18 protein-coding genes are annotated in these 25,282 nt (G+C 45.6%); 17 read left to right on the forward strand and 1 reads right to left on the reverse strand.

Annotated features, from left to right (window positions below):
• Positions 1 to 8: 8 nt before the first annotated feature.
• The gene (locus ACO1NU_RS13575; RefSeq protein WP_448819031.1) at positions 9 to 782 is read right to left on the reverse strand and encodes a TIGR04290 family methyltransferase; all 774 of its coding nucleotides are present in this window, start codon (positions 780 to 782) and stop codon (positions 9 to 11) included.
• Positions 783 to 1,140: 358 nt separating this feature from the next.
• Between ACO1NU_RS13575 and ACO1NU_RS13580 the strand changes: the two genes are divergently transcribed.
• The 17 genes from ACO1NU_RS13580 (at position 1,141) to ACO1NU_RS13660 (ending at position 25,133) form a co-directional block, all read left to right on the forward strand.
• A complete protein-coding gene (locus tag ACO1NU_RS13580) occupies positions 1,141 to 2,253 on the forward strand; it encodes an NAD-dependent epimerase/dehydratase family protein (RefSeq protein WP_448819032.1) in 1,113 nt (370 codons plus the stop codon).
• A gap of 27 nt (positions 2,254 to 2,280) precedes the next feature.
• Entirely contained in the window at positions 2,281 to 3,411 is a 1,131-nt protein-coding gene (locus tag ACO1NU_RS13585; RefSeq protein WP_448819033.1) for a GDP-mannose 4,6-dehydratase, read from the forward strand.
• Complete coding sequence (locus ACO1NU_RS13590; protein ID WP_448819034.1) at positions 3,411 to 4,427, forward strand: MDR/zinc-dependent alcohol dehydrogenase-like family protein; 1,017 nt, start codon at positions 3,411 to 3,413, stop codon at positions 4,425 to 4,427. The genes ACO1NU_RS13585 and ACO1NU_RS13590 overlap by 1 nt, the downstream gene beginning before the upstream one ends.
• The gene (locus tag ACO1NU_RS13595) at positions 4,427 to 5,437 is read left to right on the forward strand and encodes a Gfo/Idh/MocA family protein (RefSeq protein WP_448819035.1); all 1,011 of its coding nucleotides are present in this window, start codon (positions 4,427 to 4,429) and stop codon (positions 5,435 to 5,437) included. The genes ACO1NU_RS13590 and ACO1NU_RS13595 overlap by 1 nt, the downstream gene beginning before the upstream one ends.
• A gap of 9 nt (positions 5,438 to 5,446) precedes the next feature.
• The gene (locus ACO1NU_RS13600; protein ID WP_448819036.1) at positions 5,447 to 6,562 is read left to right on the forward strand and encodes a glycosyltransferase; all 1,116 of its coding nucleotides are present in this window, start codon (positions 5,447 to 5,449) and stop codon (positions 6,560 to 6,562) included.
• Between the two features lie 13 nt (positions 6,563 to 6,575).
• Entirely contained in the window at positions 6,576 to 7,697 is a 1,122-nt protein-coding gene (locus tag ACO1NU_RS13605) for a CgeB family protein (RefSeq protein WP_448819037.1), read from the forward strand.
• Between the two features lie 11 nt (positions 7,698 to 7,708).
• Positions 7,709 to 8,812, forward strand: coding sequence for a CgeB family protein (locus ACO1NU_RS13610; protein WP_448819038.1), 1,104 nt, complete (start codon positions 7,709 to 7,711; stop codon positions 8,810 to 8,812).
• Positions 8,809 to 9,900 carry a CgeB family protein gene (locus ACO1NU_RS13615; RefSeq protein ID WP_448819039.1) on the forward strand — a complete coding sequence of 364 codons (1,092 nt, stop codon included), beginning with the start codon at positions 8,809 to 8,811 and terminating at the stop codon, positions 9,898 to 9,900. Before ACO1NU_RS13610 ends, ACO1NU_RS13615 begins: the two co-directional genes overlap by 4 nt.
• Before the next feature lie 66 nt (positions 9,901 to 9,966).
• A complete protein-coding gene (locus tag ACO1NU_RS13620) occupies positions 9,967 to 10,500 on the forward strand; it encodes a DUF1003 domain-containing protein (protein WP_448819040.1) in 534 nt (177 codons plus the stop codon).
• A gap of 86 nt (positions 10,501 to 10,586) precedes the next feature.
• Positions 10,587 to 14,918: a PAS domain S-box protein gene (locus ACO1NU_RS13625; RefSeq protein WP_448819041.1), complete on the forward strand. Its 4,332-nt coding sequence runs from the start codon at positions 10,587 to 10,589 to the stop codon at positions 14,916 to 14,918.
• A 68-nt stretch (positions 14,919 to 14,986) separates the two neighbouring features.
• Positions 14,987 to 16,321, forward strand: a complete 1,335-nt coding sequence (locus ACO1NU_RS13630; RefSeq protein ID WP_448819042.1) for a glycoside hydrolase family 88/105 protein — start codon at positions 14,987 to 14,989, stop codon at positions 16,319 to 16,321.
• A 203-nt stretch (positions 16,322 to 16,524) separates the two neighbouring features.
• Positions 16,525 to 17,232, forward strand: coding sequence for a response regulator transcription factor (locus ACO1NU_RS13635; protein WP_448819043.1), 708 nt, complete (start codon positions 16,525 to 16,527; stop codon positions 17,230 to 17,232).
• Positions 17,216 to 18,574 (forward strand): ATP-binding protein, encoded by a 1,359-nt coding sequence (locus tag ACO1NU_RS13640; RefSeq protein WP_448819044.1) that lies wholly within the window; start codon positions 17,216 to 17,218, stop codon positions 18,572 to 18,574. The genes ACO1NU_RS13635 and ACO1NU_RS13640 overlap by 17 nt, the downstream gene beginning before the upstream one ends.
• 220 nt (positions 18,575 to 18,794) lie before the next feature.
• Complete coding sequence (locus ACO1NU_RS13645) at positions 18,795 to 19,292, forward strand: hypothetical protein (RefSeq protein WP_448819045.1); 498 nt, start codon at positions 18,795 to 18,797, stop codon at positions 19,290 to 19,292.
• 10 nt (positions 19,293 to 19,302) lie between these two features.
• The gene (locus tag ACO1NU_RS13650) at positions 19,303 to 20,220 is read left to right on the forward strand and encodes a bestrophin family protein (protein WP_448819046.1); all 918 of its coding nucleotides are present in this window, start codon (positions 19,303 to 19,305) and stop codon (positions 20,218 to 20,220) included.
• 161 nt (positions 20,221 to 20,381) lie between these two features.
• The gene (locus ACO1NU_RS13655; protein WP_448819047.1) at positions 20,382 to 20,933 is read left to right on the forward strand and encodes a DNA-3-methyladenine glycosylase I; all 552 of its coding nucleotides are present in this window, start codon (positions 20,382 to 20,384) and stop codon (positions 20,931 to 20,933) included.
• A gap of 126 nt (positions 20,934 to 21,059) precedes the next feature.
• Positions 21,060 to 25,133 (forward strand): hybrid sensor histidine kinase/response regulator transcription factor, encoded by a 4,074-nt coding sequence (locus ACO1NU_RS13660; RefSeq protein ID WP_448819048.1) that lies wholly within the window; start codon positions 21,060 to 21,062, stop codon positions 25,131 to 25,133.
• The last annotated feature ends 149 nt before the right edge of the window (positions 25,134 to 25,282 follow it).

Here is a 25,282-nt window from a genome sequence, read left to right on the forward strand (position 1 = left end):
GGTTGCAATTATTTTTTAGGGTAAACGGCGCGTGTTTGATCGTCTATAAGTGAGCCTCGGCGGCATATATATACCTCCAGTTCAGGATGTTCAATGATGTCGAAACCTGCACTGCGTAGCATGGCTTCCATGCCTGAGCGGTTTGGTATCCACCAGTTGGTGGGATCTTCCGAGTAGCGGTGTTCGATAAAAAACATCTTGGGAAAATCCCGACCTTCAAAGATTTCGGTGTTCCAAAAGTCATAATCGGCTTCAACATGCTGTACTTTATCACTGCCGCGCTGCATGGATTGGAAGATCAGCAGGTCTTTAACGACATTGTCATATAAGAGGTCGAGTGCCAGCAGGGGATGGCGCAGGTGGTATAGAACCCCCATGAAAATAACCACATCGAATTTTTCGCCAAGAGACGCGACATCATATACAGACATGTTTCTGAATTCGATGTCAGCCCCGAGTACCTGGGCTGCATAGCGGGCCTGCGCCAGATATACTTCGTCGGAATCAATTCCGAGAACACGCTCAGCTCCGCGTTTTTTCATCTCAATAGAGTAAAAGCCGGCATTGCAACCGATGTCTAATACCGACTTACCAGTGAGATCTTGTGGTATAGCATCGGCAAAGTTCTTGAACTTGATATTCGGATAATCGCCAAGAAAATGATCGGGTGCTGTTTTGACGCCCTTTAGGTCGATGTTATGGAACCACTTTCCGAGTCTGCTGACATCTTCCCGAATTTGTTCCACGGACAGTTCTGAGTAGGAATTACTTTGGTTGTTCATTTTACGGTTTCATGAAGTGAAATCTCAAGTCCAATTCCGCCGTAGCCCGTATCAACATATCTTGAGATTGATTTAGACAATATTTTATGTTTATTGTTTGTTACTGGTCTTTTTAATTGTAAAGTATTCACTCTTAAGTAGATTCTTGAAAAATTTACCTGAATGTTAAAACTATGTTGTAACGACATTGTTCTGAACTTATTAAAAAATCGATAAAGCGGCCTGTTATAAACCTGGGACATGCTGGTTTGAAGAAGCTGACGATACGGAATCAATATACCAGAAGCATCTGAAAGATCTTATCGATTATGTACGCAGGTATGTAGCTCTTATTCAAACATCTATTAATACACCTTCTATGGAGAAAATTCTAATTACAGGGGGAGCAGGTTTCATAGGTTCCCATCTTTGCGACGAACTAATCGAACATGGCTATTCAGTGCGTGTTCTGGACAGTCTAATAGCCCAGGTTCATGGGACCGGTGCCGGAAGACCGGACTATCTTAATCCTCAAGTTGAGTTAATTGTGGGCGATGTAAGGGATAAATCGAAAGTTTTAGAAGCGCTGGAGGGTATAGACGCTGTATATCACTTCGCAGCCCGCGTGGGAGTGGGGCAAAGCATGTACGAAGTAAACGAATATACCGATGTAAATAACAGAGGAACTGCAGTTCTTCTGGAGGCACTAATAGAAAAGCCTGTAAAGAGGTTGGTCGTGGCATCGAGCATGAGTATCTATGGGGAGGGACTATACACTAGCATAAGCGGGAGTGTGGTAGAGGATGCCGCGCGCGCGCTAAGTCAATTGCGGAATAGCAACTGGGAACTGGAACTGGATGGAGAGCTGTTAACTCCAATACCAACGCCCGAGACAAAGAAGCCTTGTTTAGCGTCTGTGTATGCATTATCTAAATACGATCAGGAAGTCATGAGTCTGATCTGTGGTAAGGCCTATAATATACCTACGGTGGCCTTACGCTTTTTCAATGTTTATGGTACGCGTCAGGCCTTATCGAATCCTTACACTGGAGTACTGGCGATTTTTGCGTCCCGGTACCTCAATGATAAAGCGCCGATCATTTTTGAAGATGGCAATCAAAAGCGCGATTTCGTGAGTGTTAAAGATGTTGCTGTAGCATGCAGACTGGCGCTTGAAGTAGAAGAAGCTGCTTACGAAGTATTTAACATCGGTAGTGGCAACAGCTATACCGTGTGGGATATTGCGCAGAAGCTCAGTAGCACCATGGGTGTAGACCATTTACAGCCTATAGCCACGGGCGAATACCGCGTGGGAGATATCAGACACTGTTTCGGTGATATCAGCAAAGCCAGAGAAATATTAGGCTTCGAACCGAGCGTTGCTCTTGAAGACGGATTGGAGGAGTTGGCGATGTGGTTGAAAGATCAGGTTGCAGTAGACAGCGTGGAGCAGGCAAAGAGCGAACTGGCTGCAAGAGGATTAACAGTTTAAGCTTAAATTTAAAACAACCACGGTATTATGAGTAGCAAGATACTTAAACATCCGAGCAATATTAAACTACCAGAACCGCAGCTTAAAGGGGTGAACGGCAGTGCTCCACATACCACCTTGATCACTGGTGGAGCAGGCTTTATCGGAACAAACCTGGCCGATGCCCTTTTATCTGAAGGTAAATCTGTTATTATCTACGATAACCTGTCCAGAAAGGGAGTTGAAAAGAATCTCCAGTGGTTAAAGGACAAATACGACAAGAACTTAAGAATTGAAATAGCAGACGTAAGAAATGAGACAGCATTGCGGGAGGCGGTTAATTCTGCCGATGCAGTTTATCATTTTGCAGCGCAGGTAGCTGTTACGACAAGTTGCCTGGATCCCCTGATGGACTTTGAAGTGAACGCCCGGGGTACAGTGAATCTGCTGGAGGCTATCCGGCAATCAGAAAAACAACCGCCCCTGGTATTTACGTCGACCAATAAGGTCTACGGCGGCCTGGAAGATATGAATGTGATCCTGAAGGGCGACCGGTATGAGCCAGAAGACGAAGAACTAGCTGCGAATGGCGTATCTGAAGATCGCAAGGTTGATTTTCACAGCCCCTACGGATGTTCAAAGGGAACAGCAGACGCGTATATACTCGATTATGCGAGAACATATGACTTAAAAGCCGTTGTTTTCAGGATGAGCTGCATCTATGGTCCACATCAGTTTGGAACCGAGGATCAGGGCTGGATTGCACATTTCCTTATCAGTGTACTAAAGGGCGAACCTATCACTATTTATGGGGACGGTAAACAAGTCAGGGATATCCTGTATATCGCTGATCTGATCAATGCGATGAAGCTCGCCCAGGAGCAAATGAACACCTTATCCGGAAAAGCCTTTAACATAGGAGGAGGCGTTGAAAATACGATCAGTCTGCTTGAACTTATTCAAATGATCGAAAACCTGAATGGTGAAAAGGTAGATGTAGACTTTGGCGACTGGCGCACAGGAGATCAGCGTTATTATGTATCTGACATCGCTAAGTTCAACAGGGAAGCCGGCTGGTCGCCGAAGGTGTCGGTTTACCAGGGAATTGAAAACCTGTATCACTGGCTTACCGAATTCGGTGAAACAAACAAAAAATTATATTCGAGGCAGTCAACTTAATGGAAACAGAGACTTCAAAGGAAAAAGAAATTACAACTGAAATGCAGTTGATGGGAGCTTTTGAAATTACGGCTCCACAACAAATCACATTTAAACAAGTGCCACTTCCTGAACCTGCCCCTGATGAGGTTAGGATCAAAATGGAAGGCTGCGGTCTGTGTGCGTCAAATCTTCCCGTCTGGGAAGGTCGCGAGTGGTTTACCTATCCGATTGAAGCTGGCAAGCCGGGACACGAAGGTTGGGGTATCGTTGATGCCCTTGGGCAGGATGTTACCGGTTTTACTGAAGGAGACCGCGTTGCGGCCATCACGTATAATGCCTTTGCTCAATATGATATTACTAAAGCAAGCAATTTGATTAAACTGCCCGCGGAGCTTGACGGAATTCCTTTTCCGGCAGAGCCTCTTGGTTGTGCCATGAACATCTTCGAGCGCAGCGACATACGTGAAGGCCAAACTGTTGCTATCATAGGAATAGGGTTTTTAGGAGCTATGCTCGTACAGCTCGCTCATAAGGCGGGCGCACGCGTGATTGCGCTCTCCCGTAAAAAATCCGCTCTTGAGCTTGCTGAGAAGCTAGGCGCAGATGAAGTAATACCCCTGGAGGATCATTGGCAGATCATTGAGAAAGTAAAACAGCTTACTCAGGAGAACTTCTGTGAACGTGTAATTGAAGCAACCGGAAAGCAATGGCCTCTGGACCTTGCGGCTGAACTGACAGCAATTCGTGGTAAGCTCATCATCGCAGGCTATCATCAGGACGGTCCGCGACAAGTCAATATGCAACTATGGAACTGGCGCGGATTAGATGTAATCAACGCACATGAACGAGATCCGGAAGCGTATCTCGAGGGAATGCGTAAGGCTGTTGAAGCAGTAAAGGACGGTCGGTTGGAACCACAACAACTATTCACGCATGTTTTTCCTGCAGAGGAATTGCAGCAGGCCTTTGAACTTCATCACGAAAATCCCGAAGGCTTCATTAAGGCATTGATAACGTTTAATGAGAAAGATTAATGAACGACACACTAACAGGAACTAAACCTAACCTGGGCTTCGTTGGAGTAGGCTGGATTGGCAGGAATCGCCTCGAAGCCATTGCTAATGAAGGTTCTGCAACTATTAAAGCAATTTCGGATCTAAATACAGAATATGCTGACGAGGCTCTGAAGATTGCCCCTCAGGCCGAATTACTTCCCTCTATTGATGACGTGATTGCTGCTGACCTGGATGGGGTAATCATTGCTACGCCGAGCGCCCTGCATGCTGCCCAGTCTATTGACGCACTCAATAGCGGAAAAGCTGTTTTTTGCCAGAAGCCGTTGGGTAGAAATGCTGAGGAGGTTGCTGCCGTCGTGGAAGCAGCACGCCGGAATAATGTACGTCTCGCCGTTGATTTTTCTTACCGCTTTACAAACGGGATCAAAGCCCTGAAGGAAGTTCTGGATTCAGGTGAGTTGGGCACAATCTATGGGGCAAATTTGGTTTTTCACAATGCTTACGGTCCGGATAAGTCCTGGTACTTCGACCCCAAGCTTGCGGGCGGGGGTTGTGTAGTAGACCTGGGTATTCACCTCGTTGATTTGCTGGTTTGGTTATTCGATAATCCGGAAGTTACAGACGTTAGCAGTCAGCTGTTCTCGAAAGGGAAACTGATCACCGACAGAAATGAACAGGTAGAGGATTATGCTCTTGCCCAATTGCTTTTGGACAATAGTATGGCTGTGCAACTGGCCTGCTCCTGGAATTTACCAGCCGGTGTGGATGCCGTTATAGAAGCGAGTTTCTACGGTACCCAGGGCGGCGTGTCATTCAAGAACGTCAACGGATCTTTTTATGACTTCGTCACTGAACGGTTCTTAGGTACAAGCCGGCAGACAATCAGTACACCGGGGGATGCCTGGGGCGGTAAGGCTGCTACTCATTGGGCAAATGAACTTGCGGTAAATGGCAACAGTTTTAACAGCGACGCTTATCAATACATCAGATCTGCAGAGATACTTGATTGGATATACAAGCGAAAATAGATCTTTGATATGTTTGTATCTCCTGCAACTATAGAAAGGATACTCATGACTGCCGATACGGTAGGGGGAGTGTGGACTTATGCGCTTGATCTCTGCCGGGCTTATTCTGCCAGGGGCATCAACGTATGTCTCGCTACCATGGGAGGTCCTTTATCGGCCAATCAGCAGGCTGATGCAGCAGCAATTCAGGGTCTTAAGATATGTTCCGGCGATTACAAGCTGGAGTGGATGGACGATCCCTGGACGGATATTGAAGAAGCCGGAGAATGGCTCCTGTCACTGGATCGACAATTTAAACCTGATATTATTCACCTGAATGGATATGCACATGCTGCTTTGAACTGGAGCGCCCCGGTGTTGGTTGTTGCCCATTCTTGTGTATTATCCTGGTGGCATGCAGTCAAGCATACGGCGGCACCGCCGGAATGGACCCCCTATCTTGAATGCGTAAAACAGGGACTACAAGCGGCAGACCAGGTTGTAACGATCTCGCAGAGCTATGCGGATGAGCTTCACAGATTATATGGTCCCCTGGAGAATATGAATGTGATCTACAACGGACGAGATGCAGATGATTTCTATATAGGGGACAAAAAGATGCAGGCATTTGCAATGGGCAGAATATGGGATGAAGCTAAGAATCTGTCCGTTTTAGGAGAAATTACGAATAGGCACCGCTTGCCTATCTGTGTTGCGGGAGATAACCGGCATCCGGACACCGGAGTGCCGGTCGATCTATCGGATGTTGAGTTGATGGGGGTGCTGAGCCAGGATCGCGTCAAGTGGCAACTCGCTACATCTTATGCGTATATCTCACCTTCAAAATATGAGCCCTTTGGGTTAGCCGTTCTGGAAGCGGCTTTATCCGGATGTTTACTGCTGCTGGCCGATATACCTACTTTGAAAGAATTGTGGCAGGACTCTGCCTTATATTTCAATCCCGAAAAACCAGAAGAGCTGGATAGACTGCTCGATTTTGCCGCAGAGCGCCGGGGAGAATGTGAGCTGTTGGTAAATAAATCGCTTGGCAGGGCAAAGCTGTTTTCTTTAGATAAAACGGTCGACAGTTATTTAGAGCTATACAAATCCCTGAAGGACGCCGGAGAAGCAATTAACACGTACTAACAAATACTGAACTATGAAGATTAGCATGTTTTATCACTCGCTGCTGTCTGACTGGAATCACGGCAACGCACATTTTCTTCGCGGTGTTGTGGCCGAGCTTTTAAGCAGAGGGCACGATGTAAAAGTGTATGAACCTAAAGATAACTGGAGTTTAAGCAACCTTATAAGCGGTCATGGAGATTCTTTTCTGGATGAGTTCCGGGAAACTTATCCGCAATTGCAGTCAATATCTTACGACGCAAACGATATTGATCTACCAGAGCTGTTAAAGGACCAGGATCTGGTGATCGTGCATGAATGGAATGAACACCGCCTGGTTAAAAAAATCGGGGAATGCCGGTCGAAGTCAGACCGGTTTAAACTGATGTTCCACGATACACACCACCGTGCAGTAACGGAGAAGTCGAGCATGGAACAATACGATCTGCAGCACTACGATGGGGTGCTTGCCTTTGGCAACATTATCCGGGATATCTATCTGAAAGAACGCTGGACCAGGAGAGCCTGGACCTGGCATGAAGCTGCCGATACCCGCATATTCCATCCTGTTGAAAACGCAGACAAAGAAGGTGATCTGGTCTGGGTTGGAAACTGGGGTGATGATGAGCGTACGCAGGAGCTGCAGACGTTTCTTATTGAACCAGTTAAGGAATTAGGACTTAAAGCCAAGATATACGGCGTACGTTATCCCGACTCGGCGTTGAAGGCGCTGGAAGATGCCGGGATAGAATATGGAAACTGGCTGCCCAACTATAAAGCTCCGGAGGTGTTTTCGAAGTACAAAGTAACGGTACATGTACCACGCAGACCTTACGTGGAATCGCTGCCCGGTATACCTACTATCCGGCCCTTTGAGGCCATGGCCTGTGGCATCCCGCTGGTCTGCTCTCCATGGGATGATGCAGAGAACCTCTTTACTCCGGGAAAAGATTTTCTGGTAGCCGACAGCAAAGAAAGTATGAAGCAGCAATTGTTGAAAATCCTGAATGATGCTGATACGGCACAATCTCTGGCGGCGCAGGGCTTGCAGACCATTCAAGAGAGGCATACCTGTGCTCACCGCGTAGATGAGCTTTTACAAATTGTGGAATCACTTAAATCGGAAATTTCTTCAACTGCACACGCGGTGGAATAATCTTAGATAAAATGGAAAATAAATTGAAAGTCGCTTTTTATGGTTCAAGTTTGGTCTCGGCTTACTGGAATGGTGCAGCTACCTACTACCGCGGAATTATAAAGGAGTTAAGCAGACTCGGTTATCAAGTTGCATTTTATGAACCTGACGCCTACGAGCGTCAGCAGCATCGTGACATCCCTGATCCTGAATGGGCAAAGGTTGTCGTGTATGATAATAATGAAGAAAGTGCGTTCAAAGTACTCGCTGAAGCAGCACATGCAGACATAGTGATTAAGGCGAGTGGAGTGGGGGTGTTTGACGAACTGCTGGAAGAGCAGGTGCTTAAACTAAGGAAAGAAAACCAATTGGTCATTTTCTGGGATGTGGATGCACCAGCAACATTGGAGCGTATGACAAACAATCCGGCGGACCCATTCCGGGAACTGGTGCCTCAATACGACATGGTACTGACGTATGGTGGTGGTCAGCCGGTAATTGATGCATACACTGCCTTTGGTGCAAAGCGCTGTATTCCTGTATATAATGCACTCGATCCGGAAACTCATCATCCGGTCTCGGAAGATGCAAGATTTGCCTGCGACCTTGCCTTTTTAGGGAACAGGCTGCCCGACAGAGAAGCCCGGGTGGAAGAGTTCTTTTTGAAAGCCGCCGGGAAATTGCCTGAGCAAAAATTCAAAATCGGCGGAAGTGGTTGGGGCGATAAGCCGATGACCGAAAATGTGGAATACGTGGGTCATGTTTATACAAAGGACCATAATGCGTTTAACTGCACTCCGAAGGCTGTTCTAAATATCAGCAGGGACAGTATGGCTAAAATGGGATTCTCGCCAGCGACCCGTGTTTTTGAGGCTGCGGGAGCCGGAGCATGTATCATAACGGACTACTGGCTGGGAATAGACTTCTTCTTCGAACCAGGGAAGGAGATATTGGTGGCGGCTAGCGGTGATGAGGTGGCTGAAATACTACGCAACCTGTCTGTTGAGGAAGCTAAAGCGATCGGTGAGGCGGCAAAAGAAAGAGTTCTGAGATCGCATACCTATGAGCATCGGGCAAAGGAAGTTCAAAAGCTATTTTCGGCACATTTTCAATTACTAAATATCAGCGAAGTATGAACAAAGTGCCTTTAGAGATCACCATTCTTGGCTTGTCAATTACGTCTTCCTGGGGGAATGGGCACGCCACAACATTCAGAGGAATAGTAAAAGAGTTGCATAGAGCGGGACACCGGGTGACTTTTCTGGAAAGAGATGTGCCGTGGTATGCAAGTAACCGGGATCTCGTTAATCCGGATTTTTGTAAGGTCATTCTTTATCAGGACCTGAACGAGCTTAAGAACGAATACGAGGATCTGGTTCGGAGTGCTGATATGGTGATAGTGGGTTCCTATGTGCCGGAAGGCGTGCCTGTTGGCACCTGGGTATGCGATGAAGCTGAAGGCGTAACGGCTTTCTATGATATTGATACCCCCGTTACACTGGCCAAGTTGCAGAGGAATGACTACGAGTACCTCTCGCCGGAGCTTATTCCCATGTATGACCTGTACCTTTCTTTTACAGGCGGGCCGACGCTTAAACTCCTGGAAGAACAATACGGCTCTCCCTGTGCCAGGGCTTTGTACTGCTCAGTTGAACCGGCCTTGTATTATCCCGAGCGTGTAGAGATAACGGATGATCTGGGGTATTTGGGAACCTATAGCGATGATCGCCAGCCGCCATTGGAGCGCCTGCTTTTTGATGCAGCCAAAGGATGGTCTGAAGGCAAGTTTGTGGTAGCTGGTCCGCAGTACCCTGATTCTATTGTATGGCCGGCAAACGTTCGTCATATTCATCATCTGCCTCCCGCAGAACATAGAAAGTTCTACAATTCCCAACGTTATACGTTGAACATAACCCGAGCAGATATGATCAGGGCGGGGTATTCTCCAAGCGTCAGACTGTTTGAAGCCGCTGCCTGCGGGGTGCCGATTATCAGTGACTATTGGGATGGACTCGAGTCTGTCTTTGAACTGGGAAAGGAAATACTGATTTCTGCCTCTGGTGAAGAAACTCTGGCCTATCTAAAGGACATTGACGATGTTGAGCGACAGGCTATTGGCGAACGTGCAAGGCAGAAAATCTTGAAAAAGCATACTGCAGCACATCGTGCCCAAGAGCTCATCGACTATCTGTACGAAGTAAAAGGAACCTTGATGAACAGATAAATCAATTGCTCTGCCCCACGCGGCGTTAGCCTGCCAGATTGGAACAAAAATTGTCATCTGAGATATATGGATAACAAGCAGGATCGTACGGACCCATCGGGAATGGCGGAAGTCGTGGAGCGTAATATCAGGGTGTTGATGCAACGCCGTCAGCAGGAGGATGAAAAGCGGCGCCCCAATGAAAAGCTTGCGGATGCCGTTACGAATTTTACGGGAAGCATGGTATTTGTATACCTGCATTTGATCTTCTTCGGTTTGTGGATAGTCTGGAACCTGGAATGGATAGGATTGAAGCCTTTCGATCCCTCTTTCGTGGTGTTGGCTATGTTTGCCTCTGTCGAAGCAATCTTTCTGTCCACCTTTGTACTGATCAGTCAAAATAGAGCCAATGCGCTCGCAGATCGCCGGGCGGACCTTGATCTGCAGGTGAGCTTATTAGCAGAACATGAAATTACCAGGCTGGTGTCCCTGGTTAAAGCAATAGCAAATAAGATGGATATAGAGGAGGCTAATCAACCTGAGCTGGATGAATTGGCACGCGATATCAGACCGGAGTCTGTAATGGACACGATGGACAAACATAAAGACAAACGCATGTAGATTTTTGAATGTAAGAGTTAAGGGGAATATGTATGATTATGTTTAACTTGTGTTATTAGCATAACAACAGATAAACTTTGGAAACAGTGCAGAATAATAGTGAGGATAGGAACCGGGTTAAGGCTCTGAAAAGCTATGAGATACTCGATACAATAAGTGAAGAAGAGTTTGACCGAATTACGGAGCTGGCATCTATCATCTGTGATGCGCCGATTTCTCTGATCTCGCTGATCGACGCGGATCGGCAGTGGTTTAAATCGAAAGTAGGCTTCCCTGTAAATGAAACGCACAGAGAAATTTCTTTTTGCGACCACGCGATCCGGGGTAAAGAGCTTTTCGAAGTAGTTGATACTTTAAATGACGACAGATTTAAAGATAATCCATTTGTAACCGGCGAAACCAAGATTCGCTTCTATGCGGGCCAACCATTAGTTGATCCGAAGGGTTATGCATTAGGAACCTTATGCGTTATTGATAACAAGCCCCGTAGCTTGACAACGCAACAAAGACGTGCCCTGCAACTACTAGCTCACAACGTGGTGACGCTTATTGTTGAACGAAGACAGAAGGCCGAACTCAGAAACTTTGAAACGCTGTTCGAATTGTCAAATGATCTGATATGTGTTGCCGGACTTAACGGGCATTTTAAAAAGGTCAATCCTGCGTTTGAAAGAGTCCTGGGTTGGGACAGAGAAACACTGCTTAGTACACATTTCTTCGACTTCGTTCATCCTGATGATCTTGAAATTACGCGACAGCAGGCAGATCATCTGAAGGCTGGTCATAACACCATCAATTTTACCCATCGTGTTAGGGTCAAGAACGGCGACTATAAGGTACTTCAGTGGGTGGTCACTCCAGAGCTACAGACTGGCAACCTCTTTGCAATCGCACGCGATGTGTCTGAAGAAAAAAATAAGGAGCGCCTTCTGGTTCTTAGTGAGGAGCGGGCAAGGGCATTTTTTGAGAATTCGCAAGGCTTCATGTGTACGCACGATCTTAATGGGGCCTTTTTGAATGTGAATGATGCTGGTGCTACTATTCTTGGGTATACTAAGGAAGAAATTCTAACGATGACCCTGTTCGATATCGTACCCCCATCACGTCATGAAAACGTGCGGGAATACCTGCTGAGAATCGTCAAAGAAGGTCAGGCTCAGGGACAAATGGTAACATACCGGAGAGATGGAGATATGCGTATATGGATGTATAATAACATACTTGAAAGGGATCTGGAGGGAGAGGTGTATGTGATCGGGAATGCTGTTGACATCACAGAAAGGCATTTTCTGGAGCAAGACCTGAGAAATACGAAAGCCATCCTGGAACGGACCAACCGTGTCGCCCGGGTAGGTGGTTGGGAAATGGATTTTACCACTCAAAAAATAGCCTGGACACCCGTAACACGAGAGATCCATGGTGTTGACGAATGGTATGAACCTCAACTGGACATAGCTATCGGGTTTTATAAACCGGGTGAGAACAGAGATAAGATCTCGGCCGCAATTGAGGCGGCGATAAGCCAGGGAGTTCCCTGGGATCTCGAATTGCAGATCTCAAACAAGAACGGGACAGACATCTGGATCCGTACTCTAGGATATGCAGAAGTGGAAGACGGAGTTTGTAAGCGAATTTTCGGAACATTTCAGGATATAGACAAAACGAAAAAAGCGGAGTTAGAGCTCTTTAGTTCGCGGAAATTGCTAAACGATGTTTTGCAATCCGCTTCCGAAATCAGCATAATCGCCTCAGATGTTAACGGTTTTATTACCCTTTTCAACAAAGGCGCTGAAAAGATGCTAGGGTACACCGCCGAAGAAATGATCGGGCGGCAACCACTGATCATTCATTTGGAAAGGGAACTCAAAATCAGGGCTGAAGAACTGAGTGAAGAACTCGGTTATCGGGTTGAAGGCTATCGGGTCTTAGCTGAAAAAGCAGAAAAAGATGGTCTTGAACAACGTGAATGGACTTACATATGTAAGGATGGGGGAGAAAGGACGGTGATGCTGGTTGTCACGCCGATAAGGGATCTCAATGATGATATAGAGGGATTTTTGGCTATCGGGACGGACGTCACGGAAAGGCGCTTAATTGAGCAGGCGCTCATTACTGAGAAAGCGAGATTAACCGCTTTTGTTGAGCACACGCCTGCAGCAGTTGCCATGCTGGACAATGATATGCGGTATATTGCTGTAAGCAATCGCTGGATAGAAGACTATCGCTTGCATGGAAGGAGGGTGATAGGTGCTTCTCACTATGACTTTGTTGATAACACCGATGATGTCAGAAGGCAGAGGCATAAGAGAATATTAAATGGGGCGGTAGAAAGGAATGAAGAAGATGTTTTTCGGCTAACGGGAGACACAAATATTCAGTATATAACATGGGAAATGCGCCCATGGTATCAATATGATGGCAAGGTTGGGGGTATGATGATATTTACTCAAAATATCACGCATATCATCAACCAGAGGAACGAGCTGGATGTTGCGAAACGCCATGCAGAACAGGCTAGTGTTGCAAAGTCTGAGTTTCTTGCAAATATGAGCCACGAAATTCGAACACCTCTCAACGGTGTGATCGGTTTTACGGATCTCGTGTTGAAAACGAAGTTAAATGAGACACAGCTCCAATACCTTACCATCGTCAATCAGTCCGCCAATGCTCTGCTGGGCATCATCAACGATATTCTTGACTTTTCCAAAATCGAAGCCGGCAAGCTGGAACTGGAGCTGGAAAAGTGCGATCTATATGAGATGAGCGGACAGGCCACTGATATCATCAGCTATCAGGTGCAGACTAAAGGTCTTGAAATGTTGCTGAATATCTCGCCGGAGGTACCAAGGTTTATCTATGCGGATCCGGTAAGGCTTAAGCAGGTTCTGATAAACCTGCTTGGCAATGCGTCGAAGTTTACAGAAAGAGGTGAAATCGAGCTGAAGATTGAACTGTTGAAAATATCAGAGAACCATGCTACAATGAGGTTTGCTGTCAGGGATACGGGTATCGGTATTAAGCCGGAAAAGCAGAGCAAGATCTTTGAGGCATTTTCTCAGGAAGATGCGTCTACCACGAAGAAGTATGGAGGCACTGGTTTAGGCCTTACTATTACAAACAAGCTACTCGGAATGATGGGGAGCCGGCTGCAATTGGAAAGTACTCCAGGTGTGGGCAGCTGTTTTTACTTCGAAATAACATTTGAATCAGAACAGGGGGAAGCTGTAGTTTGGGATGATCTTGGTACTATTAAAAAAGTGCTGATTGTAGATGATAACGAGAACAACAGGATTATTCTGGCACAGACGCTTCGCTTGAAAAACATCAAGACGACAGAAGCCAAAAACGGATTTGAGGCATTACAAATGCTGGCCAGTGGCGAAACATACGACGTAGTTTTGATGGATTATCATATGCCGTACATGGATGGACTCGAGACGATACGCAAAATACGCGAAAGCTTTTCATCTACGGCTCTGGAACTACCTGTTATTCTCCTGCACAGTTCCTCAGACGATGCAGCCATCATGAAAGCTTGCGAAGAGCTTCAGGTGAGTTACAGGGTGGTAAAGCCTATCAAAACGCAGGATATATATGATGCCCTTTCCAGGCTGAGTCGGAAAGATTTTAAGACTGCTCCCGACGAGCCGGAGGGTCCCAAGGTCACGGACGACAACATGACTATTTTGATCGCTGAAGACAACTCAGTGAATATGCTTCTCGCGCGCACCATTATCAACAGGATTGCACCTAATTTTACTTTATTGGAGGCAGCAAACGGAGCCGAAGCAGTAGAGATTTGTAAAACCAGACGGCCCGACCTCATCCTGATGGATGTGCAGATGCCCGAAATGAACGGCTATGAAGCAACTAAGGCTATTCGCGAGTTGACCTATCACTCGCGGATTCCAATAGTCGCTCTGACAGCCGGGAATGTAAAAGGCGAAAAGGAAAAATGCCTGGCTGCAGGGATGGATGATTTTCTGGTGAAGCCTATCGTCGAAGCAGATATTTCTGGCTCCTTGCAGAAATGGCTTTCCTTGGGCGATAATAAGTCTAAGCCTGAAAGTACGCCTGTGAGTAGCGATGATTTACAACATTTTGATATGAACATACTGAAGAGCTATGTGGGGAATGACGAAGCCCTGATCAGCGAAGTGCTTCAGTTAGTAGAAAATGAATTGTCTTCTTCAATAGAAAGTATCACACAAGCTGCCGCCAGGGGGAGTCTCCCGGATTTGAATTCGGCCGGGCACAAATTATATGGAACAGCATCCTCCTCCGGCATGTACGATCTTTCAGTGCTTGCCAGCGAGCTGGAGCGGCTAAGCGAGTCTGACGATGACAAAGTTGCCCAAATTACCGGTTCTATTATAGCGGAAATAAAGCTCATTTTCGATCTCCTCTCACGCCGATAGTTCATAACTTTTTTGTTGCTACGCTTCCCGAAAGCCTGAATCCCTAAAAATTTGCTAATTTGCCCGCCATGAGACAGTATGTATATCTCCTTTTTCTTGCCGGATGTTTGTCATCTTGTTCAGGTACGTTAAAGGGCGTTAAGAGCAGTTCGGTCTATTCTCAGAAGATGGTGGAGAATAGGGCAATGAAAACCTTCAACACCAACCGCAATGAACAACAGCTTGCAAAAGCTCACTGGGACTATGTTCCCGGGTTGGTAGCATATAGTGTGCTGGAAGCCTGGAGGCAATATCCCGAAAAGACAGAATATTACAATCTTGTGAAGGCTTACGCTGATCATTGTCTGCAGGGCAGGGATACTGTTCATGTTAAAGAGAGCAATATAGATGATCTGGCAGCCGGAAAGATCCTTTTTACGCTATACCAGGAGGAGTTGAAGAAAGGGAATATGGCAGATGCACAGCGTTATAAAAATTGCGCGACCTTCCTGAGAAATAAGCTTAAATTTCAACACAGCCGTATAGATGCGTCAAAGCCGGGCACAGGCGGCTTCTTTCATAAAGGAATATATCCTAACCAGATGTGGTTAGATGGGCTTTATATGGGACCTGCACTTTACGCAGGGTGGCAGTACTCCTATGGTAAAGAGGAGGGTGCAGAAGCCAATAGGCAATCCTGGGAGGATATCGCGCTTCAGTTCAAAACGATTCATCAGTTTACATACGATCAGAACAAGCAACTGAATTATCATGGCTGGAGTGCTGACCCGAGCGACGAAAACTCGTTTTGGGCAAAGAAAGAGGGGCCTTACAAAGGTACGTCCCCAGAGTTTTGGGCGCGTGGAATGGGTTGGTATTTCGCTGCACTAGTAGACGTTCTTGAGGTTATGCCAAAGGAACACGCAGATTACAAGAACCTGACGATGATCGTGAATCAAGTGGCTGCCGGACTTGCTAAATACCAGGATAAAAGTGGTTCATGGTATCAACTGCTCCAATATGACGCTTTAAAGCGGGCTGATGGCAAGGGAGACGAAATCGGCGGGGAAATTTATAACAAATGTGATCATGCCAATTACCTGGAGTCCTCCGCATCTTCCATGTTTACCTATGCCTATCTCAAGGGTATGCGACTCGGTGTTCTGGAGAAATCAACGTATCAACCTGTAGCTGAAAAAGCTTACAAAGGCTTGCTCAAGAATTTTATACGTGAAGAAAGGGCTGGAGAAATCGACATATTGCAATCTTGTGCGTCTGCAGGTCTGGGACCGTTTAAAGACATATCAAGAACAGGTACCGCTAACTATTACCTCTGTGGTAAGGACGTTACCGTCACCGAAAACGAAGGTAAGGCAATAGGTCCGTTTATTCTGGCAAGCCTTGAATATGAGAGAACAAAATAGAGTCTGATTATAAATGAATAGCGGTCTCGGGTGTTTACTCTATTCCCGGGTCGCGTCTTAATCTGCTTCTTCAAAGAGCGAATAGCGGATGATTCCTGTGAATCATCCGCTATTCGTGTTTAAAAACCTGCGATTAAGTAAAATTTTTGTCAATAAAGCCGTCTTTTTGTGGTGATTTATCATTAAAGTGATACTTTTCCTGCATGTTAAATAAAAAAGTGCTCCTGATAGAGGATGAACCCGGGTTAGTTTCTGTCATTATCCGGGGCTTAAGTGAATCAGGAGTCGAAATTAGCGTCGCCGGCGATGGTGCATTGGGTCTGGAAATGGCTACGAAGCACACGTTCGACCTGATTATTCTTGACGTGCTACTGCCGGGAATGAACGGTATTCAAGTTTGCCGTGAATTACGTAAGAAGGACCCAAATGTTCCTGTATTAATGCTTACAGCTCTGGGGAGCACAGAGAATATCATAACAGGTCTTGATAGCGGAGCTGACGACTATCTGGTTAAACCATTCAAGTTTGCGGAGCTGGAGGCACGAATGCGGTCTCTGATCCGGAGAAGCAGTGCCCCGGCTATAGCAAGTACCAAAGTGGAGATCGCTGGTTTGGAAGTTGACCTCAGTTCCAAGACTGCCAAACGCTACAACAAACCCATCAACCTGACTGCTACCGAGTACCGTTTGCTGGAGTATTTTATTCAAAACCAAAACAAGGTTCTTTCTCGTATTCATATTCTGGAGAACGTCTGGAATATCGACTTCAATATGGGAACGAATGTAGTAGACGTTTATGTGAATTACCTCCGGAAGAAGGTAGATAACGGGCATCCTGTTAAATTAATCCACACCGTCTTCGGAATGGGTTACATCTTCAAACAAGAGCCGGAGCATGAAAATACAGACTAAGATCACCCTGCTGTTCTTTCTTATCTCCACTGCCGGCTTGATTCTGCTTAATGCCTCGATCTTTTATTTCATATCAGATTTTAATTTCGAGGACTTCTTTGAGCGTCTGGAGGCCCGGGTAAACCTTAGCGCTCAGATCAATATCTTTTCTGACGAGAAATCTGCTGCCTATCAGGAGGTAAGGAGTAAGTACATGGAGAAGCTGAGCGAAGAGAGAGACTATATTGTCAGACTCGACAGCACAGGTAAGTTAAGCCGTAAACCGATCAATCTCCCCGAATCTTTCTACAACTCGATACTTCAGGATGGAAAGTCGCGGTATAATGAAGATAACAGGTTCTTTGCTGGTTCTTTGGTTAAGGGCCCAAACGCAGGCTATCTGGTTATTGTATCAGCTTCCAATCCTTATGGATTCAAGGAGCTTGAGGAGCTGAGAAGGGTTCTGTTCATCTGTTTTCTTGTCTCTCTCGCTTTAACCTTCCTGGCTGGAAGATTATTTTCTATATACACGGTAAGGCCGGTTAGGGAGATCATCAGAAGTGTAAAGAACGTATCTGCAAACAATCTGCATTCCCGGCTTCCGGAGGTCAAAGGAAAAGATGAGATCGCTGAACTCGTCCTGACTTTTAACAATATGCTCACTCGCCTGGAGACAGCATTCGAAACTCAGAATAACTTCGTGAGCAATGCATCCCACGAATTGCGTACTCCGCTTGCCATTATAACAAGTGAAACGGAGCTTCTATTGTCGGCGCACTCTCTTCGTCCGGAGAGCGAAGCTTCAGCAAAAACCATACTGAAAGAGGCGGAGAAACTGAATAATATTCTTGCAAGTCTGCTAGGGCTTGCCCAATCGGGATTTGACGGTAAGAAGCAGGATTGGCAGAAAATACGGGTTGATGAGCTGATCTGGACCGTGATAGACTCTGTAAAAAAGATCGAACCTGAGTGCAGGATCGACCTGGATATGGATTCACTTCCGGAAAATGAAAATCAGCTTTGCACGGAAGGGAATACCCACCTTCTTCATCTTGCAGTAAGTAATATCGTCTTAAATGCATGCAAATATTCGAATAATAAACCCGTAAGCATCAGACTAAGCACGGAGAACGACAGAATCATAATCGCTGTCAAGGACCAGGGTATTGGAATACCGGAGATAGAACAACAGCACATCTTTGAGCCGTTTTTCCGCGCCTCTAATACAAACGACTTCGAAGGTTATGGAATAGGGCTTCCGCTTACCCTGAATATCGTCAGAATCCATAAAGGTTCCATAGGCATTCGTTCAGAAGAGAAAGTCGGTACTGAGATGATGATTTTACTGCCAATTGTCTCTTGAATTAGAAAATCAAAGCTTATGCGCTAGGCATTTTCTAATAGTTTTCTAATATCTATTAATAAATTCCCTTAAAAGGGTGACTAATGTGGAGTTCCGAAGTTTGAAACTCAATTTTTGCATTAGTAGCATCCAGGATTTCTAATGAAAGTCTAATTTTTGTCTTAAAAGATCTTAATAAGACCTGTATAGTATTGTATCAGAAAAACAAATTATTCTGATTATGAAAACAATACTTATTCCTACCGATTTTAGCAGCAGCGCATTTAACTGTATTCCTTCTCTATGCGCACAGTTTAAGAATGAAGAATTGAATTTTGTGTTCATTCATCTTTTCAAGCTTTCTGATTCCATTAATGATCTTTTACTTCTGAGCAGAAGGAGTAGGGAGTACGAGTATGTAAGCGAAGAGTTCTATGCGCAATGTGAGCAGGTGAAGGCTGAAAACAAGTCCATAAAATCGATAAAAATAGAATTTTTCTACGGCAGCACACTAAGCAGCTTCAAGAACTTTATCGGGGCCAATCAGATAGATCACATTCTTCATCCCGCAGATTGTTCTGTTTCTAGCTTAAACAAGTCTAGCATTGATCCTGCAATTCTGATCGATCGCTGCAGTGTTCCATTGCTAAGGGGACAGAAAAGCATATTTGTTGAAGATCTCGCTTACGCCGATGCTCCCACCAAATCGGTGCCTGTTCTATCAGATGTTTCACTATAAGCCTGGAATCATGCTACTTAGAAAAAATATCCCCATCAGTTATATTTTCGGTAAAATCCGGAAGGAGATGATCATGGTAACGGTATATGCCGTGCTGATCGCCATTGGTTATAACAGTTTTCATTTTACAAGGCTTTCTATCCCCATTGCGGTACCAACGATGTTGGGCACGGTGATATCCCTGCTGCTGGCATTTAAATCAAATCAGGCCTACGACCGTTGGTGGGAAGCCAGAACAATCTGGGGAGCTATCGTAAATGACTCCCGAAGTCTTACCAGGCAGCTGCTTACCTTTATTGATACGCATGGTGGCTCTGCGGAACAAAAGCAGTTTTGTGAACGGATGGCGAAGCGACAAATTGCGTGGAGCTATACTTTGAGCAGGCATCTGAGGGGGCAAAATCCCCTTGAAGGTATCGAACATTTCATTTCAGGTCATGATATGGACTACCTTAAAAGATACGCCAATGCTCCGCTCGGGCTGCTCGAACTGCAGGGATCAGACCTTCGCAACGCTTATAAACTCGGCTGGATCAACGAATATCAGCAGGTGGAAATAGACAGGACACTTACCCGCTTCTCAAATCATATGGGTGGTTGTGAGCGCATCAAGAATACGATATTTCCTGCCACTTACGGGGTTTACATCCATTTTGCCCTCTTACTTTTTGTGATCCTCCTGCCTTTCGGATTGATTGAATTCTTCGGAATTATTGAGATCCCACTGGTACTGGCCATCTCTTCTTCCTTCTTCCTGATCGAAAAGATGGCTATTCATCTTCAGGATCCGTTTGAAAACAGGCCTACCGATACGCCTACTACAACGATTTCCCGGACGATTGACCGTGACATTATGCAAATGTTGAAGGAGAACTACCGGGCTGAAGAAAAACGCTCGGCAGGCGCTAAAATCTTCTACATACTATAGAACTCCACAGTATACGTCAAACAGGCGATTTGTTGCATATCAGATTACCGATATGGAGCAGATCGCCTTTCTATGTTGGTACTGATCATCTGGTGAAAGTTTCAATTATACAACATGCGCCTTTTATGCCGATATTGGCATCATAAAGACGACCTATCACTATGTCCTACTGCCGTGCTATCGAATCAATGCTCGAAGACAGAAAAGCTCTTCACAAAGCCTATCATGACCTGCAATATGGTTTTCCTATCAACAGCGATAATGAACTCTTTTGCAGGTTGATTCTGGAGATTAATCAGGCAGGTTTAAGCTGGGAAACCATTCTTAAAAAGCAGGAATCATTTAGGGAAGCCTACGATAATTTTGATATCAGCAAGGTTGCTGCTTATGGAGAAGCGGACAGGGAGAGGTTGCTTTCTGATCCGGGGATCATCAGAAATCGTCTAAAGATCAATGCAGCGATAGAGAATGCAAAGACCATCCAGGTGCTGCAGCAAGAATATGGCTCTTTTCAAAACTGGCTGAACCATCATCATCCCAAAACAAAAGAAGAGTGGATAAAGCTCTTCAAGAAGACTTTCAGATTTACAGGCGGAGAGATTGTAAATGAATTTCTGACCAGCATCGGTATGTTGAAGGGCGCACATACCGAGGATTGTCCTGTATATAAAGAGGTGCTCCGTACCAATCCTCTCTGGCTGAACCAAGCCTGAGAAGAACTATTCTGCCGCCGGTTCATAACAGCAAAGTGTAGCTCAAAAATTGGAGCTACATTTGTATTTTCTTACCTTTCGGCCTCTGTCGGAAGTTTCGACAAACATGCTACCAATTAGGAAACCATGAAGACTTGGGGATTTACGGTTGTTTTTATTTTTATTTTTCTTTTCGCAAAAGCACAAGCGCCTTTTTCACATCTGAACATCGAGAAGGGCTTATCGAATAACTCCGTTAATGCGGTCTACAAGGATCGTTACGGCTTTATGTGGTTCGGAACAGACGATGGACTCAACCGCTACGATGGCTTTACCTTCAATGTTTTTAAGAGCAATATCAAAGAACAGGAGAGTCTGATCCATAACCGCATCGGTTCACTTGCTGGAGATCATACAGGCGCAATCTGGATAGGTACCAGTCGCGGCTTATCCGTTTTCAACCATTATACGTCCAAATTCAACACCCCCACCTTTAATTACGCCGGCAAGAGAGTTCGTGCAACAGATCCGGTTAATACGATTAAATCAGATCTGAAGGGAAACGTCTTTGTCGGGGTTCAGAACAGAGGACTATTGGTTCTGCAATCGTCAGGGGAACTTAGGCCCGTCATCTTCAAAGATGGTCGTGGGAAATCTGTTCCCTATCATGCCTCGGGGATTGCTTTTTCGTCAAATGAGACCTGGGTAGTTACAAACCTCGGTTTGTGTGTTTACAGTAACGCTACCGGTAAAATGCGTTTAGTAACCAAGGCTATACGCCGGGCAAATTGCATGGTGGCAAAGGACGGCATCCTCTGGATCGGTAATGATAGCGGCCTTTTCAAATATAGGCTGCATGCAGGCGATCCAAATGGCTTAACTCGTGAAAAGGTAAATCTTTCGGCCTCGAGAGTGATGGATCTCAGCTTTCAGGGGCAGCAGCTTTGGATTGCAACAGATGGAGGAGGAGTAGATATCCTGGATAGCAAAACCGGCAAACAGAATAAGATCATAAGCACTCCTGATGGAAATGCCTTAAGCAGCAACGCTGTCATGTCGATCTACCGGGATGATGAAGATCGCGTCTGGCTGGGAACCCTCCGTGGAGGTATAAACGTGCTTGACCAGAAAAAAAACAAGTTCAGGAAGGTTTCGCATTTACCCAACAGCCAAAACAGTCTGATAAGTGATTTTGTGCTTTCCTTCTGCGAAGACAGGGATGGGAGCGTCTGGGTAGGTACCGACGGGGCAGGCATCTCCGTTTGGAATCGGAGAACAAATACGTTTCGAAATTACACACACCGGGGAAACCAGCCTGAATCCGTCAGCAATAATAATATAACCAGCATTATCCGTGATGATGATGATGTGATATGGGTGGCTACTTTTGGTGGTGGCATCAACAAATACGATAAGCGGAGCGGTACCTTCACGCGCTTTGCATGTATCAACAACGGGCAGGAGGATAAGAACGTCTGGAAGCTTTTTAAAGATTCCAGGAACAACATTTGGGCTGGCACATCTTTCGGGAGCGAAGCAACTTATAAGTTTAACCGGAAGACGCAAAAGTTCGAACCTTTCGACTCCAGGTTCAAATACGTAACCAGCTTTGGTGAAGATAAGGCCGGCAATGTGTGGCTGGGAACAGAACGTGGCCAGCTCGTCAGGATTGATGAACACACCGGAAATCACCGGATTTACAATCTGAAAAATCAGATCAGATCAATCGTGTGTGACCGCGCAGGAAACCTTTGGGTAGGAGTGCAATACACGGGGCTGGTTAAGTTTGATCACCATAACAACGGAAAGTTCTCCGTGATGACCGAGGCAGAGGGCCTTTGCAATAACAGCGTTTTCAATATTCAGGAAGACGAGGCGGGCAATTTATGGATGAGTACCTTTAATGGTATTTCTAAATGGGACCAGACCAGCAACCGATTTATTAATTTTTACGAAGAGGATGGTTTACAAAGCAATCAGTTTTCCTTCAACGCTTCTCTGAAACTTCGTTCCGGAGAGATCCTGTTTGGCGGGATCAAGGGCTTCAATATATTTTCACCGGCGGATGTCGTTCGGGAATACAGTCCCTCAAAGGTACAGATCACGGGAATTCGCATTAATAATATTCCGATCCAGCAGGATGCTGGTTTCGAGAAAGAAGCGAGTATTTATTCCATATCAGAATTGGTGCTGCCCTACGATAAGGCGGTTCTTTCCATAGATTATACCACGCCCGAATACTCCGGCACAGACCGGATATTATACAAGTACTTTCTTGAGGGCTGGGATAATATCTGGAACAACTCAGGGAAAGCGCGTACTGCAAATTACTCGCAATTATGGGAAGGTAATTACATCCTGAGGATCAAATCAACTGATGAAGATGGTTTGTGGACCAACGCCGAAAAGATCCTGAGAATTAAAGTGCTGCCGCCCTGGTACAGATCCTGGTGGGCATATATGCTCTACGTTGCCGCCTTTTTCAGCCTGATCTACTTCTACATCGGCTATCACCTGCGACAGTCGCAGCTCCGATATGAAATCCAGTCGGCAAACCTCAACACACAGAAGGAGCGGGAGCTCAACGAGAAAAAGATCTCATTTTTTACGCATATCGCTCATGAATTCCGTACACCGCTCACGCTGATCATGAATCCCGTGAAAGAACTTCTGAGCTCAGATAACAAGAAAGTCAATGTTGATGACATGGCGGGCGTGTTTAGAAATGCCAAACGTCTTTTGAGCCTCGTTGATCAGCTGCTGCTTTTTGGAAAGGCAGAGGGTGAAGATGATAAGCTGAAGATAGCCTCCTTTAATATTCATGATCTTTGCCACGAGGTATTTCTATGTTTCAGTAACCAGGCAAGCTCAAAGAAGATCCACTATACCTTCAATTGCGACAACAAGGATCTGGAAATTTATGGCGACAGGCAGAAGGTTGAAATAGCCATTTTCAATTTGGTATCTAATGCATTTAAATACACTTCTGCCGGGGGGAGTGTTACGCTCAGCTTGAAAGAAACGGCGGGAGAACTGTTGATCGAGGTGGGAGATACCGGCAGGGGGATCGCTCCGCAAATCGGAGAGCAGATTTTTGAAAGGTTCTACCAGGTTACTCAACCTGAAAAAGGATATCGGAATGGTTTCGGAATAGGGCTTTATCTGGTGAAAAAGTTTGTATCTGCACATAAGGGAAGCGTGAGCTATGCCAGCACAATTGGCGAAGGCTCAACTTTTAGTATTGTTCTTCTGAAAGGCCATGCTCACTTTGGTCAGATCGACTTGTCACCTGTGCCAGAACCGGTACAGGAGAGGGGCATTGTGCTCGAGGAGACCATTCTCGAAGATCAGTCCCCGCTTGGTCGCAACCAGTTGGAGTTGACGGATATTGAACTACAGGTGTCTGAGCGTTTGTCGCTCCTCATCGTAGACGACAACCCCGAAATCCGCAGCTACATCAGAAAGACTTTCATGCAGTCTTATAACGTTTTGGAAGCGGCGGACGGCGTGGAAGCATTACGTATGGCAGAACGCTATACTCCTGATATGATCATCAGTGACATTTCCATGCCAGAGATGACAGGGATTGAACTTTGCCAGAAGATCAAGGAAAATGCAACTCTCAGCCATATTCCGGTAATCCTTCTTACCTCGGCTACATCAGATGAAGCAAAACTGAAAGGACTCGAAACAGGTGCGGCAGATTATATTACCAAGCCTTTTGAGCGGGACATGCTTGTAGCGAGAGTGGCCAACATCTTGAAAAGCCGGAACAACTTGCAACAGTATTTTTATAACCATATAACCCTGCAGTCTGATAACCTGAAGATTTCACCTGAATACCGTGATTTTTTAAACAGATGCATAGCAGTCATAGAGGCACACTTGCAGGACCCCTCGTTTAGTGCCCGGGCCTTTGCTGAAGAACTGGGGATGAGCCATTCAAACCTATATAAGCGCGTGAAATCGATATCGGGCAAGTCTGTCAGTGAGTTCATACGTTATGTGCGACTTCGTAAGGCGGCAGAACTGATGATCAATTCAGACTGTAATGTTAGTCAGGCCTCATTCGAAGCTGGTTTCAATGATATTAAATATTTCCGGGAGCAGTTTACCAAGCTTTTCGGACTGAAGCCTTCCGAGTACATCAAGAAATACAGGAAGTCATTTCATGAATCTTATAAATTAAATAAGAGAATTATCGAAATATCGGAAACTTAGTCCAGGTGCGGATTTCCCCTGCTTTATTACGAATTTGCCCCTCTTGAATCTTATTTGATCACACTTAACTTTGCTAAGTTAAAACTAATCAACAGCACAGGCTATGCCCGTGAATTCGTGTCATCTATCAAACCATACAATCTATAACT

Source organism: Arcticibacter sp. (assembly GCF_053551015.1).

Coding starts and splice junctions, on each gene's coding strand:
- ACO1NU_RS13575 (WP_448819031.1), bottom strand. CDS start 782: ATGAACAACCAAAGTAATTCCTACTCAGAACTGTCCGTGGAACAAATT.
- ACO1NU_RS13580 (WP_448819032.1), top strand. CDS start 1,141: ATGGAGAAAATTCTAATTACAGGGGGAGCAGGTTTCATAGGTTCCCAT.
- ACO1NU_RS13585 (WP_448819033.1), top strand. CDS start 2,281: ATGAGTAGCAAGATACTTAAACATCCGAGCAATATTAAACTACCAGAA.
- ACO1NU_RS13590 (WP_448819034.1), top strand. CDS start 3,411: ATGGAAACAGAGACTTCAAAGGAAAAAGAAATTACAACTGAAATGCAG.
- ACO1NU_RS13595 (WP_448819035.1), top strand. CDS start 4,427: ATGAACGACACACTAACAGGAACTAAACCTAACCTGGGCTTCGTTGGA.
- ACO1NU_RS13600 (WP_448819036.1), top strand. CDS start 5,447: ATGTTTGTATCTCCTGCAACTATAGAAAGGATACTCATGACTGCCGAT.
- ACO1NU_RS13605 (WP_448819037.1), top strand. CDS start 6,576: ATGAAGATTAGCATGTTTTATCACTCGCTGCTGTCTGACTGGAATCAC.
- ACO1NU_RS13610 (WP_448819038.1), top strand. CDS start 7,709: ATGGAAAATAAATTGAAAGTCGCTTTTTATGGTTCAAGTTTGGTCTCG.
- ACO1NU_RS13615 (WP_448819039.1), top strand. CDS start 8,809: ATGAACAAAGTGCCTTTAGAGATCACCATTCTTGGCTTGTCAATTACG.
- ACO1NU_RS13620 (WP_448819040.1), top strand. CDS start 9,967: ATGGATAACAAGCAGGATCGTACGGACCCATCGGGAATGGCGGAAGTC.
- ACO1NU_RS13630 (WP_448819042.1), top strand. CDS start 14,987: ATGAGACAGTATGTATATCTCCTTTTTCTTGCCGGATGTTTGTCATCT.
- ACO1NU_RS13635 (WP_448819043.1), top strand. CDS start 16,525: ATGTTAAATAAAAAAGTGCTCCTGATAGAGGATGAACCCGGGTTAGTT.
- ACO1NU_RS13640 (WP_448819044.1), top strand. CDS start 17,216: ATGAAAATACAGACTAAGATCACCCTGCTGTTCTTTCTTATCTCCACT.
- ACO1NU_RS13645 (WP_448819045.1), top strand. CDS start 18,795: ATGAAAACAATACTTATTCCTACCGATTTTAGCAGCAGCGCATTTAAC.
- ACO1NU_RS13650 (WP_448819046.1), top strand. CDS start 19,303: ATGCTACTTAGAAAAAATATCCCCATCAGTTATATTTTCGGTAAAATC.
- ACO1NU_RS13655 (WP_448819047.1), top strand. CDS start 20,382: ATGTCCTACTGCCGTGCTATCGAATCAATGCTCGAAGACAGAAAAGCT.
- ACO1NU_RS13660 (WP_448819048.1), top strand. CDS start 21,060: ATGAAGACTTGGGGATTTACGGTTGTTTTTATTTTTATTTTTCTTTTC.